A 21447-nucleotide genomic window follows, 5' to 3' on the forward strand; every position below is an offset into this window, starting at 1 on the left:
TTGATCTGGAGGTTATGAAAGTGTTACATGATGAAAAACGCATTCTCACTATTAATCCAGGCTCAACTTCAACGAAAATCGGTGTTTTTCATAACGAACGAGGCATTTTTGAAAAAACATTGAGACACAACATAGAAGAGCTGCAGCGATTTGACCATATTATTGATCAGTATGAATTTCGCAAAAAACAGATTCTTGAAACGCTTCATGAACAGGGAATCAATATTTCAAAGTTTGATGCAGTCTGCGCCAGAGGCGGTCTTCTCCGGCCGATTGAAGGCGGAACGTATGAAGTGAATGATGACATGATTGAGGATTTGAAAAGCGGCTACGCCGGCCAGCATGCTTCGAATCTAGGCGGCATTATCGCGCGGGAAATCGCTGACGGGCTGAATATCCCTTCATATATCGTCGATCCTGTTGTCGTAGATGAAATGTCAGTACTCGCAAAAATCTCAGGCATGCCTGAGATTGAACGGAAAAGCATTTTTCATGCGTTAAATCAAAAAGCTGTCGCCCGTAAGGCGGCAGCCTCTCTCGGCAAACGATATGAGAACATGAAAATGATTGTTACCCATATGGGCGGCGGTATTACAATAGGCGTCCATGACCGCGGGCGGGTGGTCGATGTCAATAACGGCCTTCACGGAGAGGGGCCATTCAGCCCTGAACGTGCAGGGACAGTGCCTGCGGGGGATCTTGTCGATTTATGTTTTTCAGGACAGTTTACAAAAGAAGAAATCATGAAAAAACTGGTGGGCACTGGCGGGCTTTTGGGCTATCTCGGTACGAATGACGCAGTAAAAGTGGAACAGATGATCCAGGGGGGCGATGAAAAAGCCCGCTTCATTTTTGATGCCATGGCGTATCAGGTAGCGAAGGAAATCGGGGCAGCCAGCGCGGCATTAAAAGGCGAAGTGGAAGCGATTGTGCTAACGGGCGGCTTGGCGTACGGCAAAAGCTTTGTTTCCAGTATCAGCTCATACATAGATTGGATTTCAGACGTTTTAGTCTATCCGGGAGAAAATGAACTGCAGTCTCTGGCCCAAGGGGCGCTCAGGGTATTGCTGGGCGAAGAGCAATCCAAACAATATCGTATTGAATAGACAGACAGGAGTGAGTCACCATGGCAACTGAGTATGACGTAGTCATTTTGGGCGGCGGTACCGGCGGTTATGTTGCGGCGATTAGAGCCGCTCAGCTTGGCTTAAAGACAGCCGTTGTGGAAAAGGAAAAACTCGGGGGAACATGTCTGCATAAAGGCTGTATCCCGAGTAAAGCGCTGCTTAGAAGCGCAGAGGTATACCGGACAGCTCGTAAATCCGATCAATTCGGAGTAGAAACGGCAGGCGTGTCCCTCAACTTTGAAAAAGTGCAGCGGCGCAAGCAAGCTGTTGTTGATAAGCTGGCGGCCGGTGTGAATCATTTAATGAAAAAAGGAAAAATCGACGTGTTCAACGGATATGGCCGTATCCTCGGACCGTCAATCTTCTCTCCGCTGCCGGGAACGATTTCTGTTGAGCGGGGAAATGGCGAAGAAAATGACATGCTGATTCCGAAACAAGTCATCATTGCAACAGGATCAAGACCGAGAATGCTTCCGGGTTTGGAAGCGGACGGAAAGTCTGTATTGACATCGGATGAGGCGCTCCAAATGGAGGAGCTGCCAAAATCGATCATCATCGTCGGCGGCGGCGTGATCGGGATCGAATGGGCGTCTATGCTTCATGATTTTGGTGTGGAGGTAGCGGTTATTGAATATGCGGATCGCATATTGCCGACTGAAGATCAAGACATTTCAAAAGAAATGGAAAGTCTTCTTAAGAAAAAAGGCATTCAGTTCGTCACAGGGGCAAAAGTGCTGCCTGACACAATGACAAAAACGGCGGGGAACATCAGCATACAAGCGGAAAAAGACGGAGAAACCGTCACTTACTCTGCTGAAAAAATGCTTGTTTCCATTGGCAGACAGGCAAATATCGAAGGCATCGGCATTGAAAATACTGATATTGTCACTGAAAATGGCGTTATTTCAGTCAATGAAAGCTGCCAAACGAAGGAATCTCATATTTATGCAATCGGGGACGTAATCGGAGGTCTGCAATTAGCTCACGTCGCATCGCATGAAGGAATCATTGCTGTTGAGCATATTGCTGGACTCAATCCGCATCCGCTTGATCCAACGCTTGTACCGAAGTGCATCTACTCAAGCCCTGAAGCTGCCAGTGTGGGTTTAACCGAAGAAGAAGCGAAGGCGAACGGGCATAATGTCAAGATCGGCAAGTTCCCATTTATGGCAATTGGAAAAGCGCTTGTATACGGAGAAAGCGATGGATTTGTAAAAATCGTAGCGGATCGTGACACGGATGATATTCTCGGCGTGCATATGATCGGCCCGCACGTCACCGACATGATTTCAGAAGCGGGTCTTGCCAAAGTGCTGGACGCAACGCCGTGGGAGGTCGGGCAAACAATTCACCCGCACCCGACGCTTTCTGAAGCGATTGGAGAAGCAGCGCTTGCCGCAGACGGCAAAGCCATTCATTTTTAAAAGCATAAAGGAGGGGCTTGAATGAGTACAAACCGACATCAAGCACTAGGGCTGACTGATCAGGAAGCCGTTGATATGTATAGAACCATGCTGTTAGCAAGAAAAATCGATGAAAGAATGTGGCTGTTAAACCGTTCTGGAAAAATTCCATTCGTAATCTCTTGTCAAGGACAGGAAGCAGCGCAGGTAGGGGCGGCTTTTGCTCTTGACCGTGAAATGGATTATGTACTGCCGTACTACAGAGACATGGGAGTTGTGCTCGCATTTGGCATGACAGCAAAAGACTTAATGATGTCCGGGTTTGCCAAAGCAGCAGATCCGAATTCAGGAGGGCGCCAAATGCCGGGACATTTCGGCCAAAAGGAAAACCGGATCGTGACAGGATCTTCTCCAGTTACAACGCAAGTGCCGCACGCGGTCGGCATTGCGCTTGCGGGGCGTATGGAGAAAAAGGATGTTGCGGCCTTTGTTACATTTGGTGAAGGCTCTTCAAATCAAGGCGATTTCCATGAAGGGGCAAACTTTGCCGCTGTCCATAAGTTGCCGGTTATTTTCATGTGTGAAAATAACAAATACGCAATCTCTGTGCCTTACGATAAGCAAGTCGCATGTGAGAACATTTCCGACCGTGCCGTAGGCTATGGAATGCCTGGCGTAACCGTGAATGGAAATGATCCGCTGGAGGTTTATCAAGCGGTCAAAGAAGCACGCGAACGAGCGCGCAGAGGAGAAGGCCCGACATTAATTGAAACAATTTCTTACCGCCTTACACCGCATTCCAGTGATGACGATGACAGCAGTTACAGAGGCCGTGACGAAGTAGAGGAAGCGAAAAAAAGCGATCCCCTGCTTACTTATCAAGCTTACTTAAAGGAAACAGGCCTGCTGTCCGATGAGATAGAACAAACCATGCTGGATGAAATAATGGCCATCATAAACGAAGCGACGGATGAAGCGGAGAACGCCCCTTATGCAGCTCCTGAGTCAGCGCTTGATTATGTGTATGCGAAGTAGGGAGGAAGAACAAATGTCAGTAATGTCATATATTGATGCAATCAATTTGGCGATGAAAGAAGAAATGGAACGAGACCCTCGCGTTTTCGTCCTTGGGGAAGATGTAGGGAGAAAAGGCGGTGTATTTAAAGCGACAGCCGGCCTCTACGAACAATTTGGAGAAGAGCGTGTGATGGATACGCCGCTTGCTGAATCTGCGATTGCCGGAGTCGGCATCGGAGCGGCTATGTACGGGATGAGACCAATTGCTGAAATGCAGTTTGCTGATTTTATTATGCCGGCGGTCAACCAAATTATTTCTGAAGCGGCTAAAATCCGCTACCGCAGCAACAATGACTGGAGCTGTCCGATTGTCGTCAGAGCGCCATACGGCGGAGGCGTGCACGGGGCCCTTTATCATTCTCAATCAGTCGAAGCGATTTTTGCCAATCAGCCCGGACTGAAAATTGTCATGCCATCAACACCATATGACGCGAAAGGACTTTTAAAAGCCGCGGTTCGTGATGAAGATCCGGTGCTGTTTTTTGAGCACAAACGCGCGTACCGTCTGATAAAAGGTGAGGTTCCGGCAGACGATTATGTCCTGCCAATCGGCAAGGCTGATGTTAAACGGGAAGGCGACGACATCACAGTGATCACATATGGCCTGTGTGTCCACTTCGCGTTACAGGCTGCAGAGCGTCTCGAAAAAGATGGAATTTCAGTGCATGTAGTAGATTTAAGAACGGTTTATCCGCTTGATAAAGAAGCAATCATCGAAGCCGCATCCAAAACCGGTAAGGTGCTTTTGGTTACAGAAGATACAAAAGAAGGCAGCATCATGAGTGAGGTGGCCGCAATTATATCTGAGCATTGTCTCTTCGACTTAGACGCGCCGATTAAACGGCTTGCGGGTCCTGATATTCCGGCTATGCCTTATGCGCCGACAATGGAAAAATACTTTATGCTCAACCCTGATAAAGTGGAAGCGGCGATGAGAGAGTTAGCGGAGTTTTAAAGACGTAAGGAGGACACAATCATGGCAATTGAACAAATGACGATGCCGCAGCTTGGAGAAAGCGTGACGGAAGGGACGATCAGCAAATGGCTAATTGCCCCCGGTGATAAAGTAAACAAATACGATCCGATAGCGGAAGTCATGACAGATAAGGTCAATGCAGAGGTTCCATCTTCTTTTACCGGTACGATAACAGAGCTTGTGGGTGAAGAAGGCCAGACTCTGCAAGTCGGAGAAATGATCTGCAAAATCGAAACAGAAGGCGGGAATCCGTCTCAACAAAAACAAGAGCAGCCAGAGGCGTCAGCAGCAGCTGAGACGCCTGCCGCAGAAAGCCGCTCCGAAGCAGACAGTCAGCCCAATAAAAAGCGCTACTCGCCAGCTGTACTCCGTTTGGCCGGAGAGCACGGCATTGATCTTGATCAAGTGACAGGATCAGGTGCAGGCGGACGCATTACGCGAAAAGATATTCAGCGCATCATTGAAACAGGCGGTGTGCAAAAGCGGCCTGAGGAGCCGACAACAGCAGCTCCTGCAGCAGAGTCTGCACCAAAAACAGAGCCGAAGGACGAGATTTCATATCCTGCGTCTGCATCGGGAGATAAAGAAATCCCTGTCACAGCTGTAAGAAAAGCAATTGCTTCCAATATGAAACGCAGCAAAACAGAAATTCCGCATGCTTGGACGATGATGGAAGTCGACGTCACAAATATGGTGGCATATCGCAACAGTATAAAACATTCATTCAAGCAGACAGAAGGCTTTAATATAACGTTCTTCGCCTTTTTTGTAAAAGCGGTCGCTCAGGCGTTAAAAGAATTCCCGCAAATGAATAGCATGTGGGCGGGAGACAAAATCATTCAAAAAAAAGATATCAATATTTCAATCGCTGTTGCCACAGAGGATTCTTTATTTGTTCCGGTGATTAAAAACGCTGATGAAAAAACAATTAAAGGCATTGCGAGAGAAATTAACGGCCTTGCTAAAAAAGTGAGAGAGGGAAAACTCTCAGCAGATGACATGCAGGGAGGGACGTTTACCGTCAACAATACAGGTTCGTTCGGATCTGTTCAGTCGATGGGTATCATCAATTACCCTCAAGCTGCGATTCTTCAAGTGGAATCCATCGTCAAGCGCCCGGTTGTCATGGATCATGGCATGATTGCTGTCAGAGACATGGTCAATCTGTGCCTGTCCTTGGATCACAGAGTGCTTGACGGCCTTGTGTGCGGACGATTCCTCGGACGAGTAAAACAAATTTTAGAATCGATTGACGAGAAAACATCTGTTTACTAATAAGCAGAAAGAGCATTTTTTGATACATAACTTCAAAAAATGCTCTTTTTTTATGCATCATGACTCAGCAATTCTGATTTTCATTTCAACCCGGTATTCCTCTTGTTTTTTAGGCGAGTAATGAATCGGTATGATTAACTCGTAAACATCACTGGCAACTGTTAATTGGCGGTCTATGATATACTTGATAAGCTTCTGTAAGTTGAGAAAATAATGCTCAGGCGAAAAATGGTACGCGATGCAAACGTATGTGCCTTTAGGGATCGTTGTGATTTCCATATCCGGGGTAACGGCGGAAATTTGTTTATTCGTCAATACAGGCGTAAAGATATGGCGGTAAGTCATTTCATCAATGCTGGTGTACGGGAGAAACGAGAAAGTGGCACCGTAGCTATTGTTCGCAAATCCATCTGCTGATTCGATAAATGTTTTTAATTTGCTGTAGGAGGCGTTGAGCACGTTTTCAGGTCCGATTCCCTCTGCCTCTGTCTGAATGATGCGTGTTTCTTCTTCATCTAAAACAAACACCTCCCCGAGCGCAGGGTATTCTATCTGCCGTTTCATCCGCTTTTTCACCAGTGAAATGGTTTCTTCCAATGCTGATAAAAACTCCAATTTCTCCCTGATTTGCTTCTCCTGCTCTGTATAAAAAGCAAACAGTTCTTCCATCTCTAAGTCTTGTGCCTTTTTCATCTCCTCTAAAGGTGTGCCGATATATTTCAATGATTTGATGAGATCCAGATGATAAAGCTGGGAATCCGTATAATAGCGGTAGCTTGTATCCGGGTCGACATAGACGGGTTTAAATAAATCAATTTTATCGTAATAACGGAGCGCTTTAATCGACACGTTTGCCAGTTTTGATACTTCTCCAATTGAGTAATACGATTCCTTCATGCCATCACTCCTTCTATATCAGTATAATGAAAAAGCGCACTCTTTGCAGTATACAAAGAATACGCTTTTTATCACGTGCTGGCTTTAATATGTGCAGGCGCTTTCCAAGCAATGGTCAGCGCAATGCCTATGGCTAAAGTTACCGTTGCAAAGTAGAATGGATAGTTTACATCAATATCGAACAGCATTCCGCCGATAATAGGTCCGAATACATTGCCGATACTTGTAAACATTGAGTTCATACCACCGGCAAATCCCTGTTCATTTCCCGCAATCTTTGACAGATAAGTCGTTACCGCCGGTCTCATGAGGTCAAATCCGACAAATACGGTGACAGTAACCAGCAGAATCGAAAAATAAGAATTCACGATTGTCAGCAAGAAAACCAGACTCGTTGAGATGATTAAGCTATATCGAATCAAATGGATTTCGCCAAACCACCTTGTAAAACGGTCGAATAAGACGACTTGCGTAATGGCGCCTACAATCGCACCTCCTGTAATCATAATGGCAATGTCGCTGGCCGTAAATCCAAATTTATGATCAACGAATAACGCAAATAACGATTCAAATGACGCTAAGCCAAAAGACGAAATCAAAATGATGAGAAAAGCAATGAAATACATGGGGGCAAAAATCCGTTTGAAGCCCGTCTTCTGCCCTTTTATGTCCCGATTCTCATGGTTTCGTTCCGGCTCGCGCAGCGTGAGCATTGATAAAATGGCTGCTAACAATGCAAAGGCTGCCGCAAAGAAAAAAGGCAGACGGGAATGAATTTCCGCTAAAAATCCCCCGATACCTGGGCCGATGATAAAGCCTGTTGAAATAGCGGCTGACATATAACCAAGCGCTTTGGGCCGTGTTTTAATGGTTGTGATATCTGCGATAAAAGCCGTGACCCCGGGCATAATGAAGGCGGCGCTGATCCCGCCAAGCATCCGGGAGATAAATAACATCTCAACTGTTTTTCCGATGCCGAATAAAAACTCCGAAACACTAAAGAAAAACAGACCGATCACGATCATGATTTTACGTCCGAAGCGGTCAACCCATCGTCCGCCTATTGGTGATACAATAAGCTGTGTAACAGCGAAGCACGCAACCATATAGCCAACCGCGGTTCCCGATAAATGCAATTCATTCATAATAGTAGGCGTTACCGGAATCACTAGCCCGATCCCCAAAAAAGCAATAAATAAATTAGTTAATAATATCGTTAAGGTCATATTTTGTTTCTTCATGTGACTTCCCCTTTTTCGAAAGTGTATCTCCTATACTGTAAGGCCTCCTCTTAGGGGAGAGTCAACGGATTTACATCATCTTTCTAACAGTGTTCCGATCCTTATTCACTGCACGGGACAAGCATTTCAATGTGCTGCGGCAGGACTTGAATCACAGCGGGCGTATGAGTATAGACTTCTCCATCTGTATCCGCCTTTTGGGCGGTGTCTGTTTCAATTTCGATCCGGGCGGCTTGGATATAGGACAGCTCTCCGGTAAATCGGTCAATTGTGCCCTGTTCCATGCTCATCAGCTCCCGCAATGCGGAGAGGTTGGTGCTGCGGCAAATGAGGATATCGAGTAAGCCGTCTTCTATACTGGCATTCGGCAGGGGAATTCGGTTCGTTCCAATGTATTGTCCGTTCATCACAAGCAGCATAACGGCGTCTTCTTTCATTTCTTTTCCATCAATTCTTAATGTCATCGGGAACGATTCAGCAGCTGAGACGGTTTTTAATGCACTTGTAAAATAGCTGATTTTTCCAAATAATGCTTTGGCCGTTTCGTTGATTTGATTCGACGTTTCTGTAATCAGGCCGATTCCCCAGAAATTTAAAAAATAATGCTCGTTCATTTGACATACATCTACGTTCGTTTTTGTTCCTGACAGAAGTGCTTCCGCCGCTTTTGCGAGATTTTGAGGGATGCCCAGCACTCTTGAAAAGTCATTGCACGTGCCGCCGGGCAAAATTCCGACAGCGGGTTTTCTTTCTAAAGCGCTGATGCCGTTAATGCATTGATGGACTGTGCCGTCGCCGCCGAGAATAAAGACGGTGTCAACAGAACCATCAATGGATTGGCAAAAATGAAACGCATCATCCTTATTCTTTGTTTGTCTAATGATCACCTCATCTAAATGTTGTGATAAGACCGGCACCACAGCTCCTAATGCTTTTTCTATATGTTTGTTGCCGGCATTTCCGTTATGAATCAGTAATGCTTTCCGATGGCTCATACAAAACTGCTCCTTTATTTTACATCTGGTTATATCATCCCCTTTTTCTGTAAGCTGTAAACAAATAGAAAAGTGTACGGCCAAGCAATGTCATTTGCCGATATAGACGTTTCCTTGCTATGATAAGAACAGATGATAAAAAAGGAGAGGTCTTCATTGAACATGGACTTTAATTTATTTATGAATGATATTGTCCGCCAAGCGAGACAAGAAATAACAGCTGCCGGATACACTGAGCTGAAAACAGCTGAAGAGGTGGATGAGACACTTGCGAAAAAAGGAACGACGTTAGTCATGGTAAACTCTGTTTGCGGATGTGCCGGAGGAATTGCAAGACCGGCCGCATACCATTCCGTTCACTATGATAAAAGACCTGATCACCTCGTCACCGTCTTTGCCGGACAGGATAAAGAAGCGACAGCGCGAGCGCGTGACTATTTTGAAGGATATCCGCCATCTTCCCCATCCTTTGCGATTTTGAAAGACGGAAAAATCATGAAAATGGTCGAGCGCCATGAAATTGAAGGCCATGAGCCGATGGCAGTTGTGGCAAAGCTGCAAGAAGCCTTTGAAGAATATTGTGAAGAAGTATAAGACGAAAAACCCGGGTGCCTAAGTGGCTCGGGTTTTTTCATGCATAAAATACCCAGAAGATATGAATAATTATTAAGGGATTATTCAATTAGATTGTACAGTTAATCTATTTTCCTTAAGTAATATCAAAAAGATATCGTTGGAAAAATAAGCTTAAAGATAATTTTTAAAAATACTATTGCATAAAAATAAGAAACTGTTTAAAATACAAATTAACGAATAAATATTCAAATACACTAAAAGTAATGAATATGGGGGAAATGGATCATGAAAAAATGGCTCTTATTACTTGTAGCTGCCTGCATCACTTTAGCACTATCCGCTTGCGGCTCAAGCAATTCAGGTTCAGAAGGCGGCAAGAAAAAATTAATTATGGGAACTTCGGCGGATTACAAACCGTTTGAATATAAAGAAGGCGATCAAATTGTCGGCTTTGATGTAGATTTGGCAAAAGCGCTGGCGAAGAAGACGGGCTACGAAATTGAAGTGCAGGATATGGATTTCAACAGCTTAATCACAGCGCTGAAATCAAAACAGGTGGATCTGGTTCTGTCAGGAATGACTCCGACGCCTGATCGTAAAAAACAAGTTGATTTTTCCGATGTGTACTATACAGCGAACCATATGATTGTCAGCAAAAAAGACAGCGGCATTCAATCTCTGAAAGACCTGAAAGGAAAGACAGTCGGCGTTCAGCTTGGCTCTATTCAGGAAGAGAAGGGGAAAGAGCTTTCTCCGGAATATGGTTTTAAAACAGAAGACCGCAACAGAATTTCTGATTTGGTGCAGGAAATCAAATCAGATCGCTTTGAAGCTGCGATTATCGAAGACATGGTAGCAGAAGGGTATTTCGAGTCAAACGACGACCTGCAAGGCTTCGTGATTCCTGATGCCAAAGCGGAGGAAGCCGGTTCAGCGATTGCTTTCAGAAAGGACAGTGAACTGACAGACAAATTCAATAAAGCGCTCAAGGAAATGGAAGATAACGGAGAGCTTGAGAATTTGAAGAAAAAATGGTTCACTGGCGAGAAGTAAGAAAAGCGGCTCAACTTTTTCGTTGAGCCTTTTTATTGAATAGGAAATCTTTTTTCCTGTAAGAAAAGGAGACAAAGACTATGAATTTGGATTTTTCAGCAACGATCCCCCAAATTCCTTTTATATTAGAAGGTTTGGCAATTACTTTGAAAATTGTCGTTGTATCAGCCATTATCGGACTTATACTCGGTATTGTGCTAAGCTTATGCAAGATCAGCACGTTCCGCCCGCTTGTCTGGATCGCTGATTTTTACACATCAGTGTTCCGCGGCACGCCTTTAGTGCTGCAGCTTATGATTGTCTATTTCGGGCTTCCTCAGCTGCTCGGATTTCAAATTGACCAGTTTTGGGCAGCAGTTGTCGCATTGTCATTGAATTCCGCCGCTTATGTATCGGAAATTATCAGAGCCGGAATCAACGCCATTGATAAAGGCCAAAGAGAAGCGGCTGTCGCACTGGGGGTTCCGTACGGCAAAATGATGAAGGATCTCCTGTTGCCGCAGGCTTTTAAAAATATATCACCTGCAATTTTGAATGAATTAATTACATTAACAAAAGAATCGGCGATCGTCACTGTTATCGGGCTTGGTGATGTTATGAGACGCGCATATCAAGCTGGCGCCGCCACGTACAATTACCTTGAGCCGCTCATTATCGCCGGATTGATTTATTATGTGCTTGTCCTGATTCTAACGTTTATCGGCAAGGCTGTAGAAAGGAAGCTGAAATCCAATGATTAAGGTTGAACAGCTGTCAAAATCATTTGGGAAACATGAAGTACTAAAAGACATTTCAACAACAATCTCTGAAGGTGAGGTTGTTGCCGTGATCGGCCCTTCAGGCTCAGGCAAATCAACGTTCCTTCGCTGTTTAAACCTGTTGGAAAAACCCAACGGCGGCACCATTACAATCAAAGACAAAGAGATCACGAAGCCGAAAACCAACACATTAAAGGTCCGGGAAAACATCGGGATGGTTTTTCAGCATTTTCATCTCTTTCCGCACAAAACAGTTCTCGAAAATATTATGTACGCGCCTGTCAATGTCAAAAAAGAATCAAAACAGGCTGCGCAGGAAAAAGCCGAAGAGCTGCTCCGTAAAGTCGGTTTGTTTGAAAAGCGAAATGACTATCCAAACCGCTTATCAGGCGGGCAAAAACAGCGTGTCGCCATCGCCCGGGCTCTTGCGATGAATCCGGACATCATGCTGTTTGACGAACCGACCTCTGCACTTGATCCGGAGATGGTCAAAGAAGTGCTCCAGGTGATGAAAGAGCTGGTTGAAACCGGTATGACCATGGTGATTGTCACGCATGAAATGGGCTTCGCAAAAGAAGTGGCAGACCGCGTGCTGTTTATGGATCAGGGAATGATTGTCGAGGACGGCAATCCGAAAGAATTTTTTCTATCGCCAAAATCCAAAAGAGCGCAGGACTTTTTAGAAAAAATATTATAGAATATAGAAAAAAGAAGAAGGCTGGTAGCTTCTTCTTTTTTATTGAAGAAACAAATAGAAATGGAGTCCGACATGTTTAAAATTGGTTACCGCACAATAAAGACAGCGTTTGGAACAGCTTTGGCTATTTATTTAAGCCAGCTATTGCATTTGCAAAACTTCGCATCAGCAGGAATCATCACCATTTTGTGCATTCAAATCACACAAAAACGGTCGCTTCAGGCATCGTGGGCCCGCTTTGCGGCATGCTGTTTGGCAATTCTTTTTTCTTATCTCTTTTTCGAGCTGATTGGCTATCACCCGTTTGTTATCGGAGCGCTCCTTTTGATATTCATCCCGATAACGGTCCTGTTAAAAATTAATGAGGGAATCGTCACAAGTTCCGTTATTATTCTTCATCTGTATATGTCGGGCGGCATAACGCTTGCTTTCATTTGGAATGAAGTTCAATTGATTACGGTTGGTATCGGCGTCGCTCTTTTGATGAACTTGTATATGCCGAGCCTTGACCGAAAGCTGATTGCCTATCGCAAAAAGATAGAGGATAACTTTGCCGTCATTTTCGCAGAAATAGAGCGGTATTTGTTAACTGGTGAGCAAGATTGGACTGGAAAAGAAATTCCGGAAACACATCAGCTCATCACGGAAGCTAAAAATCTGGCATACCGAGATGTGCAAAACCACATTCTGCGCTACGAAAATTTGCATTATCATTATTTTAAAATGAGAGAAAAGCAATTTGAAATTATCGAACGCCTTCTCCCTAAAGTGACTTCTATCTCCATTACGGTAGATCAGGGAAAAATGATCGCAGCATTTATTCACGATTTACGGGAAGCGATACACCCGGGAAATACGGCGCACAAATTTCTGAAAAGGCTTGCCGATATGAGAAAAGAATTTGAGGAGATGCCGCTTCCGGCGACAAGAGAGGAATTTGAAGCGAGAGCCGCTCTCTTCCATCTTCTCGGGGAAATGGAACAATATTTAGTGATTAAAAGTTATTTTAAAGGAATAAAAGCGCAAAAATCACTCGCATGATTCGCATGAGCTCTTCCTTCATTGGTCAACCTAATGAAAAAGGAGGGGCTTATGCGTTTTTTCTTATGTTCGATTTTTATCATGATGATGTCACCGATTTGGCCGCTCGGCGACAATCCGCTGCCGGGTGATCCGTATGTCATTGTCAACAAGAGAACAAACGAACTCGCTGTCATCCTCGACAACAAAGTAGAAGGCGTGTACAGCGTGGCGACCGGAAAAACAGACGATTTAACGCCTGAAGGAGAATTTTCGATAACAGTAAAAGCGGCGAATCCTTACTACAGAAAGAAAAATATTGAAGGGGGATCTCCTGACAATCCGCTTGGAGCAAGATGGCTCGGATTTGACGCGAAAGGGACAGACGGGCGGATTTACGGAATTCATGGGACAAACCGGGATGAATCCGTAGGGAAATTTGTGTCTAACGGCTGTATACGTATGCATAATGATGAAGTCGTTCATTTGTTTCAAACGATTCCGGTGGGTACGAGAGTGTTGATAACGGACGACTCCCGCTCTTTTGAAGAGATTGCCATTGAACATAAAGCTCTGATAAAAAAGCAGGATGTTCCCATTCAATAAGGCTGCCTGCTTTTTTATCATTATAAGAACATGACGATTCCTGAGAGTACAGTTGAAAGAATAAAAACTCCCAAAATCACGATCAAAACGCTTTTCATCAGTTTCTGAGACATGATTTCACTCCTTAGACAATCTGTCTATATTTTAGCGTGTTTTGAGGGGGCGGACAAGTAATATCTATTGGCGGAAAGCAGGGATGAAAATGAACAGGCTTGACCATATCGGGATAGCCGTATTTTCGATAGAAGAAGCGAGGAGCTTTTATGAAGAAGTATTGGGGCTTGCGTTTCTTCATCAAGAAACGGTTGAAGAGCAAAAGGTGAATGTTGCTTTTTTTCAAGCGGGAAGCGTCAAGCTTGAGCTGATTGAGCCGCTGACAACTGACAGCCCCGTCCGTTTCTTTTTGGAGAAGAAAGGGCAGGGGCTGCATCATGTTGCATTTTTATGCACCGGTTTATCTGAACAGCTTCAAGTATTGTCTGACCGGCAAGTTCAATTGATCGACAGGTATCCAAGACAGGGAGCAAACGGGAAATGGATCGCTTTTCTTTCACCGCGGGAAACAAACGGCGTTCTTGTAGAGCTTTGCGAGCCGAAAGGAGAAACCAATGAACATGAATGAGCACATTGATCATTTATACACGAGGCGCAGGCAGGCAGAACAAGGCGGAGGACATGAAAAGCTGGCCCAGCAGCGGCAAAAGGGAAAGCTCACAGCACGGGAAAGGATCACATTTCTTCTTGATCAGGACAGCTTTATCGAGCTGCATCCCTTCATGGAAAGCCAAGCGCTAACAAGAGAACAGCGCATTTTAGGTGATGGGGTCGTAACAGGGTACGGCACAATTGACGACCGCTCTGTATATGTATTTGCGCAGGACTTCACAGTGTTCGGCGGGGCCCTTGGCGAAACCCACGCCAAAAAAATCTGCGCTCTGATGGATCTGGCGGCAAAAAATAAGGCGCCGATTATCGGGCTGAATGACTCAGGTGGTGCGAGAATTCAAGAGGGTGTGGTATCATTAGATGGATACGGTCACATATTTTACCGAAACGTCTTATATTCAGGAGTCATTCCGCAAATATCGGTTATTTTAGGGCCATGCGCTGGAGGCGCTGTATATTCTCCGGCCCTCACAGATTTTATCTTTATGGCTGAACAGACCGGCCGGATGTTTATTACCGGGCCGAAGGTGATTGAAAAAGTGACAGGAGAACAGGTAGATGCGGAGAGCTTAGGCGGAGCGGGGATACATAATGCCGTCAGCGGGAACGCCCACTTTTCCGGACATACGGAGAAGGAGGTTCTGACAGGGGTGAAAAAACTGCTGTCTTATTTGCCGCTGAATGGCCAGACAACAGTGCCGCAGCCAGATAAAGAGATCTCAAGGCCGTTATTAAACCGTCTCGTGCCCGCTGACACGACAAAGCCGTATGATGTGCGGACGGTGATTAAAGAGCTGGCAGATCCGCAGTCTTTTTTTGAAATTCAGCCGTTTTTTGCGAAAAACATTGTCATCGGGTTTGCAATGCTGGGTGAAAAAACAATCGGCATCGTTGCGAGCCAGCCGAAGCATCTGGCGGGCAGCCTGACGATTGACGCTGCTGATAAAGCGGCAAGGTTCATCCGTTTTTGTGACGCATTTGATATCCCGCTGTTAACTGTCGAGGATGTGCCGGGATTTCTTCCTGGTATTCAGCAGGAGCATAACGGAATTATCAGGCACGGCGCAAAATTATTGTATGCCTATGCAGAAGCGACCGTCCCAAAAGTCACGCTCATTATCAGAAAAGCGTACGGCGGCGCCTATGTGGCCATGAACAGCAAAGCGATCGGAGCGGACCTTGTGTTTGCATGGCCGAATGCTGAAATCGCAGTGATGGGTTCAGAAGGCGCGGCTTCGATTTTGTATGAAAAGGACATAAAAACTTCGGCAGACCCGGAAAAGACAAAACGTGAAAAAACAGCTGAATACAAAAAGCAAAACGCCGGCCCGTACAAAGCGGCGGCCTGCGGAATGGTCGATGACATCATTTTGCCTGAAGAATCTAGGAAAAGGCTGATTCAAGCCTTTTACATGCTTGCACATAAGACAGAAGAGAGGCCGAAAAAAAAGCACGGTAACATACCGCTATAATATGGAGGGACTTACAAATGGTGAATGAAAAACGCCTGCTGGAAGAATTTTTAGAGCTTGTCCAAATTGACTCAGAAACAAAACACGAAGCAGAAATCTGCAAAGTGCTGAAACGAAAATTTTCTGATTTAGGTGTGGATGTAAAAGAAGACGATACAATGGATATCACTGGTCATGGAGCCGGAAACCTGATCTGCACATTAAAAGGGACAAAACAAGCAGATACGATATACTTTACATCTCATATGGACACAGTTGTACCCGGAAACGGCGTAAAACCGGTTGTTGAAGAAGGCTATGTCAAAACAGACGGCACAACGATTTTAGGCGCCGATGATAAAGCGGGGCTGGCTGCAATGTTTGAAGCGATTAAAGTGCTGAAAGAAGAAAACATTGAGCACGGCACGATTGAATTCATCATCACAGTAGGTGAGGAATCAGGCCTGATCGGAGCGAAGGCGCTTGACCGTTCTATGATCACGGCATCCTACGGCTATGCCCTTGACTCAGACGGAAAAGTCGGGAATATCATTGTGGCCGCGCCGACACAGGCGAAGGTAAGAGCGGCAATTTACGGGAAAACCGCACATGCCGGGGTTGAACCTGAAAAAGGCATTTCTGCCATTACAATTGCTAGCAAAGCCATTTCAAAAATGCCATTAGGCCGCATCGATAAAGAAACAACAGCAAACATCGGCCGGTTTGAAGGCGGCACACAAACAAATATTGTGTGCGATGAAGTCCATATTCTTGCGGAAGCACGTTCTTTAGTTCCTGAGAAAATGGAAGCTCAGGTTCAAAAAATGAAAGCTGCTTTTGAAACGGCCGCTGCTGATATGGGCGGACGCGCGGAAGTCGAAATTGAAGTGATGTATCCGGGCTTCAAATATCAAGACGGCGACCAAGTGGTTGAAATCGCGAAGAAAGCGGCAGCTAAAATCGGGCGCCCGAGCGAGCTGCAAACAAGCGGCGGCGGAAGCGACGCGAACGTGATTGCAGGTCATGGCATTCCGACGGTCAACCTTGCTGTCGGTTATGAGCAAATTCATACAAAAAATGAAAAAATGCCGATTGAAGAACTCGTTAAAACCGCGGAAATGGTTGTTGCCATTATTGAAGAGGCGGCGAAATAAAAAAGGAAAACCCGAGCGGACTAGTACCGCATCGGGTTTTTTTGCATTCAGCTCCATTGCCTAAGCGGCCAAAATAACACGTCCTGTTTTTTAGCGAAATGAAGCAATGGATCTGACGCTGGCAATGCGATGTTGTGAGCATCAGCCACCGTATTGACGGAAAACTCGGCCTCAGCATGTTGCAGCAGCCAAGGATGATGATGAATGTCTTCGAAATAGAGCTTGTTGCGATAAGTGGTGTAGAGTCTGTATCGTTCTGTCAGCCAATAATCGAGAGAACCCTCTTCCGCTGTAAAAGGAGCTGAAATGGGCCGGTATGCGGCGCGGAATGCTGCTTCTCCGTCGCCTCTCCGCTTGCAGACATAGTCAATGCCATCACCACTTTTTTCAGCTTTCATATCCGCGTAAAAATAAGGTAAATGAAAGAACGTGCGAGCGCCCATGACCGCCAGCCGATGATCAGCATCTAAGCTGAAAAAATAAATGCCGGGCTTGCCTTTATATGTGACATAGGTGCGGAAGTTAAGCTCAGGAAATGCACGCGCACCGGGAAGGGCAGGAAGAAATCAGGCCCTCAAGTTCGTGAGCATAAAGGGAAGCAAGCTGACCCAAGCTTGCCCGTTATATGTATCTAATTCTAAAACTGGCGGTACTAAAGGGCGAAGGATAGAAACATCAACAGGCCAGCGGGCTTATAAGACATCATTCCAGGTTTGTCTCATGATCCAGATTCCTTCAGGTACAGAAATGTTTTTTTGCTGAAAGCATTCCGTCAACGTATATGCTCCTTTCAGTTGGATATGAGTAAAGGTATTCCCTTTTTAAACGAAGCTGATAGAGACAACACAAGTAGACACTTATAATCCATATTTAGTCGTTTTAGGTCCCCTTACAGTGCGATCTTATGCCAAATTTCCTTTTTAATTAAAATGAATGATTTTAATAGGTTCTATAGGTTTTCATCTCGCGATTGGTTTCTTTAAGGGGCTTGTATCATTTGCAATTGCCATGATTGCCTTGGATTTATTATTAATAAATAATATCGAATATATAAGATTTTAAATCAAAAAATCAACTTAGGAATGACATTAATATTTGCTTCTTGCTCTATATTTAAGGGCAACCAAAAAAAGTGAGGGAGAATTTATGGAAGTCATCTTTCGAAATATTGACTATATTATAACTTTATTTTTGGCTATATTTTTCATTTTTAAATTAGTTCAAGAAATTAAAAACAAAAAAAGACTTTCTTTATCAATCGTTTATTTGCTTATCAGTACCTATTTTCTAATCAAAGCTTTCTTTATCATTAGCATATTCATTGGATAGACCATAGATACCCTAATAGTTATAGACTTAATTCCGTTAAAGTAGATTACTAACAAAGTATAAGGAGAAGGAAAGTAGATTGTTGAGTTTTACAGAAGAAGCCTTTTTTAAAAAATGTTATAAAAGTTAAAAATGCAGGTGGTAGGCTAAAGTATGTATTCTGACGTGTTTTGTTTCGCGGTGTAATTTCCATAACTTATTGGATTATTGTAAGGTGAAAGAAATCCTCGGTCACTGTCTAAAGGAATTCACTTACATCCTTTTTTTATTCATTATGCTTAATTTCATTTATTAGACGGATTATCTTAATTGGTTGAAACTGAATTAGTTGGTTGTGGATTTTAATTAGATACGCAGATTAATGTATTCTCTAATTAACATTGTCAATTGTCACACGATTTTGATCTGTCTTTTTAGGATATCTGATTGTACATTTTGCAAAGCTTTTTACATATATAATGATATGAAAACTCCTCAATCGTGGTTGATTCTGCTTTATTTATTGGACATTGACGAGGTTTAGATCAGTTGATTTGTTGACTTCTTTTATATACGTTTTTTAGATTTTTTCATAAAAATGCCCCTTTAAGTAAGTAGGACTCTTCTTCTCCGGTCCACTTACTTAAAGGGGATAATATCCACAAATATGAAACTGCTTTTTATTTCACCGGCTCAGTAAGAGCAGCTGCTTTTTTTGTTTTATGGTGTGTCATTTGAAGGACAACGTTTTGCACGGTCAAAAACAGCCCGCTTGTGAACCAGTACAGCGGAAGGGCTGCCGGAACGTTAAGTGAGAAAATCGTCATCATCACAGGGAAGATGAACACCATCAGTTTGGCTGATTGCTGAGCTGCAGGGTTTTGCGGAACAGCGGAATATTTTGCGCTCAGTTTTTGAGCAACATAGGCCTGAATAAAGTACATAGCTCCCGCACTAAGAGACACGAGAATGTCAGATTGTCCTAAACTGAACCATAAAAACGAGTGTGACGCAATTTCAGGTGTAGAGCGAATCGCGTAATAAAACCCAATCAAAATAGGAAACTGAATCAGCATTGGGAGACATCCCATGGCAAGCGGATTGATATTGTGCTCCTGATACAGCTTCATCATTTTCGTTTGCAGTTCTTTTTGCTGTTCTGGGTCCTTCGTCTTTTTCAATTTGTCCTGAATGCTGTCAACCTGAGGTTTAATAACCGCCATTTTCTCTTGGAACAAACGCTGTTTTTTAAACTGATTGACAAACAAAGGCAGTACAACCACACGCACAATAATGGTTACGAGAATAATAGACAGTCCGTATTCTCCATGAAACAGTCCGGCAACACCTTTAAGCAGAGCGGAAAACGGTTCGATTAAATAGTCGTGGAAAAAACCGACGTTGCTGAGGCCTCCCACCTGATTAGTCGCCGCAAACGCTGCATTGCCCGAGCATAATACGATCAAAAAGATTCCTACAGCCAAAAGTTTTTGATATGTTTTTAACAATTTGTTCTCCTCCTTTTTATAAATGCGGTTTATAAAAGAAGGGAACTGGCGTCTTCATCATCGTTCACAGGCGAATTCATGCGGAAGACTTTACGTATCCAAGTTGTAATGCGATGATATATAATAATGAGAAAGTCTGTTCGATTTATTTGAAAGACCGTCTGATGTTCGTCTGTTCGTTTTGATTTCCATTGCTCGCCGGCACGGCATTCTCGTAAAAGAAACGCAATCCCGATTGCTGTCAGAGCCGGAAGAATAATTGTGAAAAAATCGACTAAGAATAAAACGTCATTTATCGATTCCACAAACATTGTCATCACATCCATTCAATACCTTCATTTTACTATATGTACAAGCCGTTGTCTAATGAACGAAAAGGAGATTTATTTATGCAGGGAAAGGGCCGAATTATTTTCCATATTGATATGAATAGCTTCTATGCATCGGTGGAAATGGCATATGATCCGGCTCTCCGGGGGAAGCCGGTCGCAGTTGCCGGAAATGTAAAGGAGCGAAAGGGCATCGTGGTGACATGCAGCTACGAAGCAAGAGCGCGCGGCGTTAAAACAACGATGCCGGTTTGGGAAGCGAAGCGCAATTGTCCTGAGCTAATCGTGCTTCCGCCGAACTTTGACCGCTATAGAAACTCTTCAAGAGCGATGTTTAACATTCTCCGTGAATATACTGACCTGGTGGAGCCTGTCTCCATCGACGAAGGCTATATGGATATGACCGATACACCATACAGCAGCCGCGCTCTGGAGACGGCAAAAGAAATCCAAAGCAGGCTGCAAAAAGAGCTGCTGCTTCCGTCAAGCATAGGGATCGCGCCGAATAAATTTCTCGCTAAGATGGGGTCTGATATGAAAAAACCGCTCGGCATCACGATTTTAAGAAAGAGGCAAGTGCCTGATATCCTTTGGCCGCTTCCTGTTGGAGAGATGCACGGAGTCGGCAAAAAGACAGCGGAAAAGCTGAAGGGACTCGGCATTCATACGATTGGAGAGTTAGCTGCAGCTGATGAACACTCGCTGAAACGCCTGCTTGGCATCAACGGCCCGCGCCTTAAACATAAAGCAAACGGCATTCACCATGCGCCGGTTGACCCGGAGCGCATTTACGAATTTAAAAGCGTCGGCAACTCATCGACACTATCACACGATTCCAGTGATGAAGAAGAGCTGTTAGGCGTTTTCAGAAAGCTTGCCGCTTCCGTGAGTGACCGCTTACAGCGCAAGGAAGTCATGGCTTCGAAGCTTTTTATTATGATTAGATATGCAGATTGGAAAACCATCACGAGAAGCATCACGCTGAAAAATCCGATCGATCAAAAAAGTGAAATAATGAAAGAAGCGGAGCACCTCTTTTTTAAACACTGGAATAAAAATCCTGTCAGGCTGCTTGGCATTACCGGAACCGATTTAGTAGAAAAAGAACAGGCCTATAAGCAGCTCGATTTGTTCAGTTTTAATGAAGATGCGAAGGATGAGCCCATTCAGCAGATGATGGAAAAGCTGAATGATAGGTACGGATCCAAGCTGATCAGAAAAGGGGCAAGGATAAAAAAGGAGGAGAGCAAAACGAAGGGAACAAGCTTTAATAAAGATTTTTTTCAGGATGAAAAGAAAAGGTGAATAGCTTGAAAAAAAGGGTGAAAGT

At 44.4% G+C, this 21447-nt stretch carries 21 protein-coding genes and 1 pseudogene; 15 read left to right on the forward strand and 7 right to left on the reverse strand.

The annotated features are described in order from the left end of the window. Positions 1-14: 14 nt before the first annotated feature. The 5 genes from buk to JMN17_RS02795 are packed head-to-tail and all read left to right on the forward strand — an operon-like array spanning position 15 to position 5858. Positions 15-1106, forward strand: a complete 1092-nt coding sequence (gene buk, locus JMN17_RS02775; protein WP_087990653.1) for a butyrate kinase — start codon at positions 15-17, stop codon at positions 1104-1106. A gap of 20 nt (positions 1107-1126) precedes the next feature. Continuing rightward, positions 1127-2551 carry a dihydrolipoyl dehydrogenase gene (lpdA, locus tag JMN17_RS02780; protein WP_202327258.1) on the forward strand — a complete coding sequence of 475 codons (1425 nt, stop codon included), beginning with the start codon at positions 1127-1129 and terminating at the stop codon, positions 2549-2551. A gap of 21 nt (positions 2552-2572) precedes the next feature. Beyond that, positions 2573-3565, forward strand: coding sequence for a 3-methyl-2-oxobutanoate dehydrogenase subunit alpha (gene bfmBAA / locus JMN17_RS02785; protein WP_202327260.1), 993 nt, complete (start codon positions 2573-2575; stop codon positions 3563-3565). Between the two features lie 13 nt (positions 3566-3578). Further along, the gene (gene bfmBAB, locus JMN17_RS02790; protein WP_087990651.1) at positions 3579-4562 is read left to right on the forward strand and encodes a 3-methyl-2-oxobutanoate dehydrogenase subunit beta; all 984 of its coding nucleotides are present in this window, start codon (positions 3579-3581) and stop codon (positions 4560-4562) included. Positions 4563-4583: 21 nt separating this feature from the next. Next, positions 4584-5858: a dihydrolipoamide acetyltransferase family protein gene (locus JMN17_RS02795; protein ID WP_202327262.1), complete on the forward strand. Its 1275-nt coding sequence runs from the start codon at positions 4584-4586 to the stop codon at positions 5856-5858. Between the two features lie 57 nt (positions 5859-5915). On the opposite strand, the gene JMN17_RS02800 is transcribed toward JMN17_RS02795, so the two are convergent. The 3 genes from JMN17_RS02800 to JMN17_RS02810 all read right to left on the reverse strand — a co-directional run bounded on the left by JMN17_RS02800 (position 5916) and on the right by JMN17_RS02810 (position 8991). Then, entirely contained in the window at positions 5916-6755 is an 840-nt protein-coding gene (locus tag JMN17_RS02800; protein ID WP_087990649.1) for a MerR family transcriptional regulator, read from the reverse strand. A gap of 71 nt (positions 6756-6826) precedes the next feature. Continuing rightward, the gene (gene bmr / locus JMN17_RS02805; protein ID WP_087990648.1) at positions 6827-7996 is read right to left on the reverse strand and encodes a multidrug efflux MFS transporter Bmr; all 1170 of its coding nucleotides are present in this window, start codon (positions 7994-7996) and stop codon (positions 6827-6829) included. 101 nt (positions 7997-8097) lie between these two features. Beyond that, positions 8098-8991: a YegS/Rv2252/BmrU family lipid kinase gene (locus JMN17_RS02810; RefSeq protein WP_202327272.1), complete on the reverse strand. Its 894-nt coding sequence runs from the start codon at positions 8989-8991 to the stop codon at positions 8098-8100. 156 nt (positions 8992-9147) lie between these two features. On the opposite strand from JMN17_RS02810, the gene brxB reads away from it, so the two are divergent. The 6 genes from brxB to JMN17_RS02840 all read left to right on the forward strand — a co-directional run bounded on the left by brxB (position 9148) and on the right by JMN17_RS02840 (position 13701). After that, the gene (brxB, locus tag JMN17_RS02815) at positions 9148-9585 is read left to right on the forward strand and encodes a bacilliredoxin BrxB (protein WP_087990646.1); all 438 of its coding nucleotides are present in this window, start codon (positions 9148-9150) and stop codon (positions 9583-9585) included. Positions 9586-9852: 267 nt separating this feature from the next. Beyond that, complete coding sequence (artP, locus tag JMN17_RS02820; RefSeq protein ID WP_087990645.1) at positions 9853-10620, forward strand: arginine ABC transporter substrate-binding protein ArtP; 768 nt, start codon at positions 9853-9855, stop codon at positions 10618-10620. Positions 10621-10700: 80 nt separating this feature from the next. Continuing rightward, on the forward strand, positions 10701-11360 hold the full coding sequence (gene artQ, locus JMN17_RS02825; protein ID WP_087990644.1) for an arginine ABC transporter permease ArtQ: 660 nt from the start codon (positions 10701-10703) through the stop codon (positions 11358-11360). Next, positions 11353-12075 (forward strand): arginine ABC transporter ATP-binding protein ArtR, encoded by a 723-nt coding sequence (gene artR, locus JMN17_RS02830; RefSeq protein ID WP_087990643.1) that lies wholly within the window; start codon positions 11353-11355, stop codon positions 12073-12075. The genes artQ and artR overlap by 8 nt, the downstream gene beginning before the upstream one ends. Before the next feature lie 72 nt (positions 12076-12147). After that, positions 12148-13116 (forward strand): aromatic acid exporter family protein, encoded by a 969-nt coding sequence (locus JMN17_RS02835; protein WP_202327274.1) that lies wholly within the window; start codon positions 12148-12150, stop codon positions 13114-13116. Between the two features lie 51 nt (positions 13117-13167). After that, entirely contained in the window at positions 13168-13701 is a 534-nt protein-coding gene (locus JMN17_RS02840; RefSeq protein ID WP_087990641.1) for a L,D-transpeptidase, read from the forward strand. A gap of 20 nt (positions 13702-13721) precedes the next feature. Here the strand turns inward: JMN17_RS02840 and prli42 are convergent, their stop codons facing one another. Continuing rightward, complete coding sequence (gene prli42 / locus JMN17_RS02845; protein WP_003226489.1) at positions 13722-13814, reverse strand: stressosome-associated protein Prli42; 93 nt, start codon at positions 13812-13814, stop codon at positions 13722-13724. 89 nt (positions 13815-13903) lie between these two features. Between prli42 and mce the strand changes: the two genes are divergently transcribed. The 3 genes from mce to JMN17_RS02860 are packed head-to-tail and all read left to right on the forward strand — an operon-like array spanning position 13904 to position 16972. Further along, complete coding sequence (gene mce / locus JMN17_RS02850; RefSeq protein ID WP_087990812.1) at positions 13904-14323, forward strand: methylmalonyl-CoA epimerase; 420 nt, start codon at positions 13904-13906, stop codon at positions 14321-14323. Beyond that, complete coding sequence (locus JMN17_RS02855) at positions 14316-15839, forward strand: acyl-CoA carboxylase subunit beta (protein WP_202327722.1); 1524 nt, start codon at positions 14316-14318, stop codon at positions 15837-15839. The genes mce and JMN17_RS02855 overlap by 8 nt, the downstream gene beginning before the upstream one ends. A gap of 17 nt (positions 15840-15856) precedes the next feature. Continuing rightward, the gene (locus JMN17_RS02860; RefSeq protein WP_087990640.1) at positions 15857-16972 is read left to right on the forward strand and encodes a tripeptidase T; all 1116 of its coding nucleotides are present in this window, start codon (positions 15857-15859) and stop codon (positions 16970-16972) included. Positions 16973-17019: 47 nt separating this feature from the next. Here JMN17_RS02860 and JMN17_RS02865 read toward each other — a convergent pair. The 3 genes and pseudogenes from JMN17_RS02865 to mifM form a co-directional block, all read right to left on the reverse strand. Then, positions 17020-17748: pseudogene (locus JMN17_RS02865) on the reverse strand (YqjF family protein). Positions 17749-18960: 1212 nt separating this feature from the next. After that, complete coding sequence (locus JMN17_RS02870; RefSeq protein WP_202327276.1) at positions 18961-19788, reverse strand: membrane protein insertase YidC; 828 nt, start codon at positions 19786-19788, stop codon at positions 18961-18963. Positions 19789-19817: 29 nt separating this feature from the next. Next, positions 19818-20105 (reverse strand): membrane protein insertion/folding monitor MifM, encoded by a 288-nt coding sequence (gene mifM, locus JMN17_RS02875; RefSeq protein WP_075746683.1) that lies wholly within the window; start codon positions 20103-20105, stop codon positions 19818-19820. A 72-nt stretch (positions 20106-20177) separates the two neighbouring features. Here mifM and JMN17_RS02880 point away from each other — a divergent pair, with 72 nt between their 5' ends. Continuing rightward, on the forward strand, positions 20178-21422 hold the full coding sequence (locus JMN17_RS02880; RefSeq protein WP_202327278.1) for a DNA polymerase IV: 1245 nt from the start codon (positions 20178-20180) through the stop codon (positions 21420-21422). The last annotated feature ends 25 nt before the right edge of the window (positions 21423-21447 follow it).

Origin of the sequence: Bacillus sp. RHFS10 (assembly GCF_016757475.1) — a bacterium.
Lineage (GTDB): Bacteria > Bacillota > Bacilli > Bacillales > Bacillaceae > Bacillus > Bacillus subtilis_G.

Coding starts and splice junctions, on each gene's coding strand:
- bfmBAA (WP_202327260.1), top strand. CDS start 2,573: ATGAGTACAAACCGACATCAAGCACTAGGGCTGACTGATCAGGAAGCC.
- JMN17_RS02855 (WP_202327722.1), top strand. CDS start 14,316: ATGAATGAGCACATTGATCATTTATACACGAGGCGCAGGCAGGCAGAA.
- JMN17_RS02795 (WP_202327262.1), top strand. CDS start 4,584: ATGGCAATTGAACAAATGACGATGCCGCAGCTTGGAGAAAGCGTGACG.
- mce (WP_087990812.1), top strand. CDS start 13,904: ATGAACAGGCTTGACCATATCGGGATAGCCGTATTTTCGATAGAAGAA.
- JMN17_RS02860 (WP_087990640.1), top strand. CDS start 15,857: ATGGTGAATGAAAAACGCCTGCTGGAAGAATTTTTAGAGCTTGTCCAA.
- JMN17_RS02800 (WP_087990649.1), bottom strand. CDS start 6,755: ATGAAGGAATCGTATTACTCAATTGGAGAAGTATCAAAACTGGCAAAC.
- artR (WP_087990643.1), top strand. CDS start 11,353: ATGATTAAGGTTGAACAGCTGTCAAAATCATTTGGGAAACATGAAGTA.
- JMN17_RS02810 (WP_202327272.1), bottom strand. CDS start 8,991: ATGAGCCATCGGAAAGCATTACTGATTCATAACGGAAATGCCGGCAAC.
- lpdA (WP_202327258.1), top strand. CDS start 1,127: ATGGCAACTGAGTATGACGTAGTCATTTTGGGCGGCGGTACCGGCGGT.
- bfmBAB (WP_087990651.1), top strand. CDS start 3,579: ATGTCAGTAATGTCATATATTGATGCAATCAATTTGGCGATGAAAGAA.
- artQ (WP_087990644.1), top strand. CDS start 10,701: ATGAATTTGGATTTTTCAGCAACGATCCCCCAAATTCCTTTTATATTA.
- mifM (WP_075746683.1), bottom strand. CDS start 20,105: ATGACAATGTTTGTGGAATCGATAAATGACGTTTTATTCTTAGTCGAT.
- JMN17_RS02835 (WP_202327274.1), top strand. CDS start 12,148: ATGTTTAAAATTGGTTACCGCACAATAAAGACAGCGTTTGGAACAGCT.
- artP (WP_087990645.1), top strand. CDS start 9,853: ATGAAAAAATGGCTCTTATTACTTGTAGCTGCCTGCATCACTTTAGCA.
- bmr (WP_087990648.1), bottom strand. CDS start 7,996: ATGAAGAAACAAAATATGACCTTAACGATATTATTAACTAATTTATTT.
- JMN17_RS02840 (WP_087990641.1), top strand. CDS start 13,168: ATGCGTTTTTTCTTATGTTCGATTTTTATCATGATGATGTCACCGATT.
- JMN17_RS02880 (WP_202327278.1), top strand. CDS start 20,178: ATGCAGGGAAAGGGCCGAATTATTTTCCATATTGATATGAATAGCTTC.
- prli42 (WP_003226489.1), bottom strand. CDS start 13,814: ATGTCTCAGAAACTGATGAAAAGCGTTTTGATCGTGATTTTGGGAGTT.
- buk (WP_087990653.1), top strand. CDS start 15: ATGAAAGTGTTACATGATGAAAAACGCATTCTCACTATTAATCCAGGC.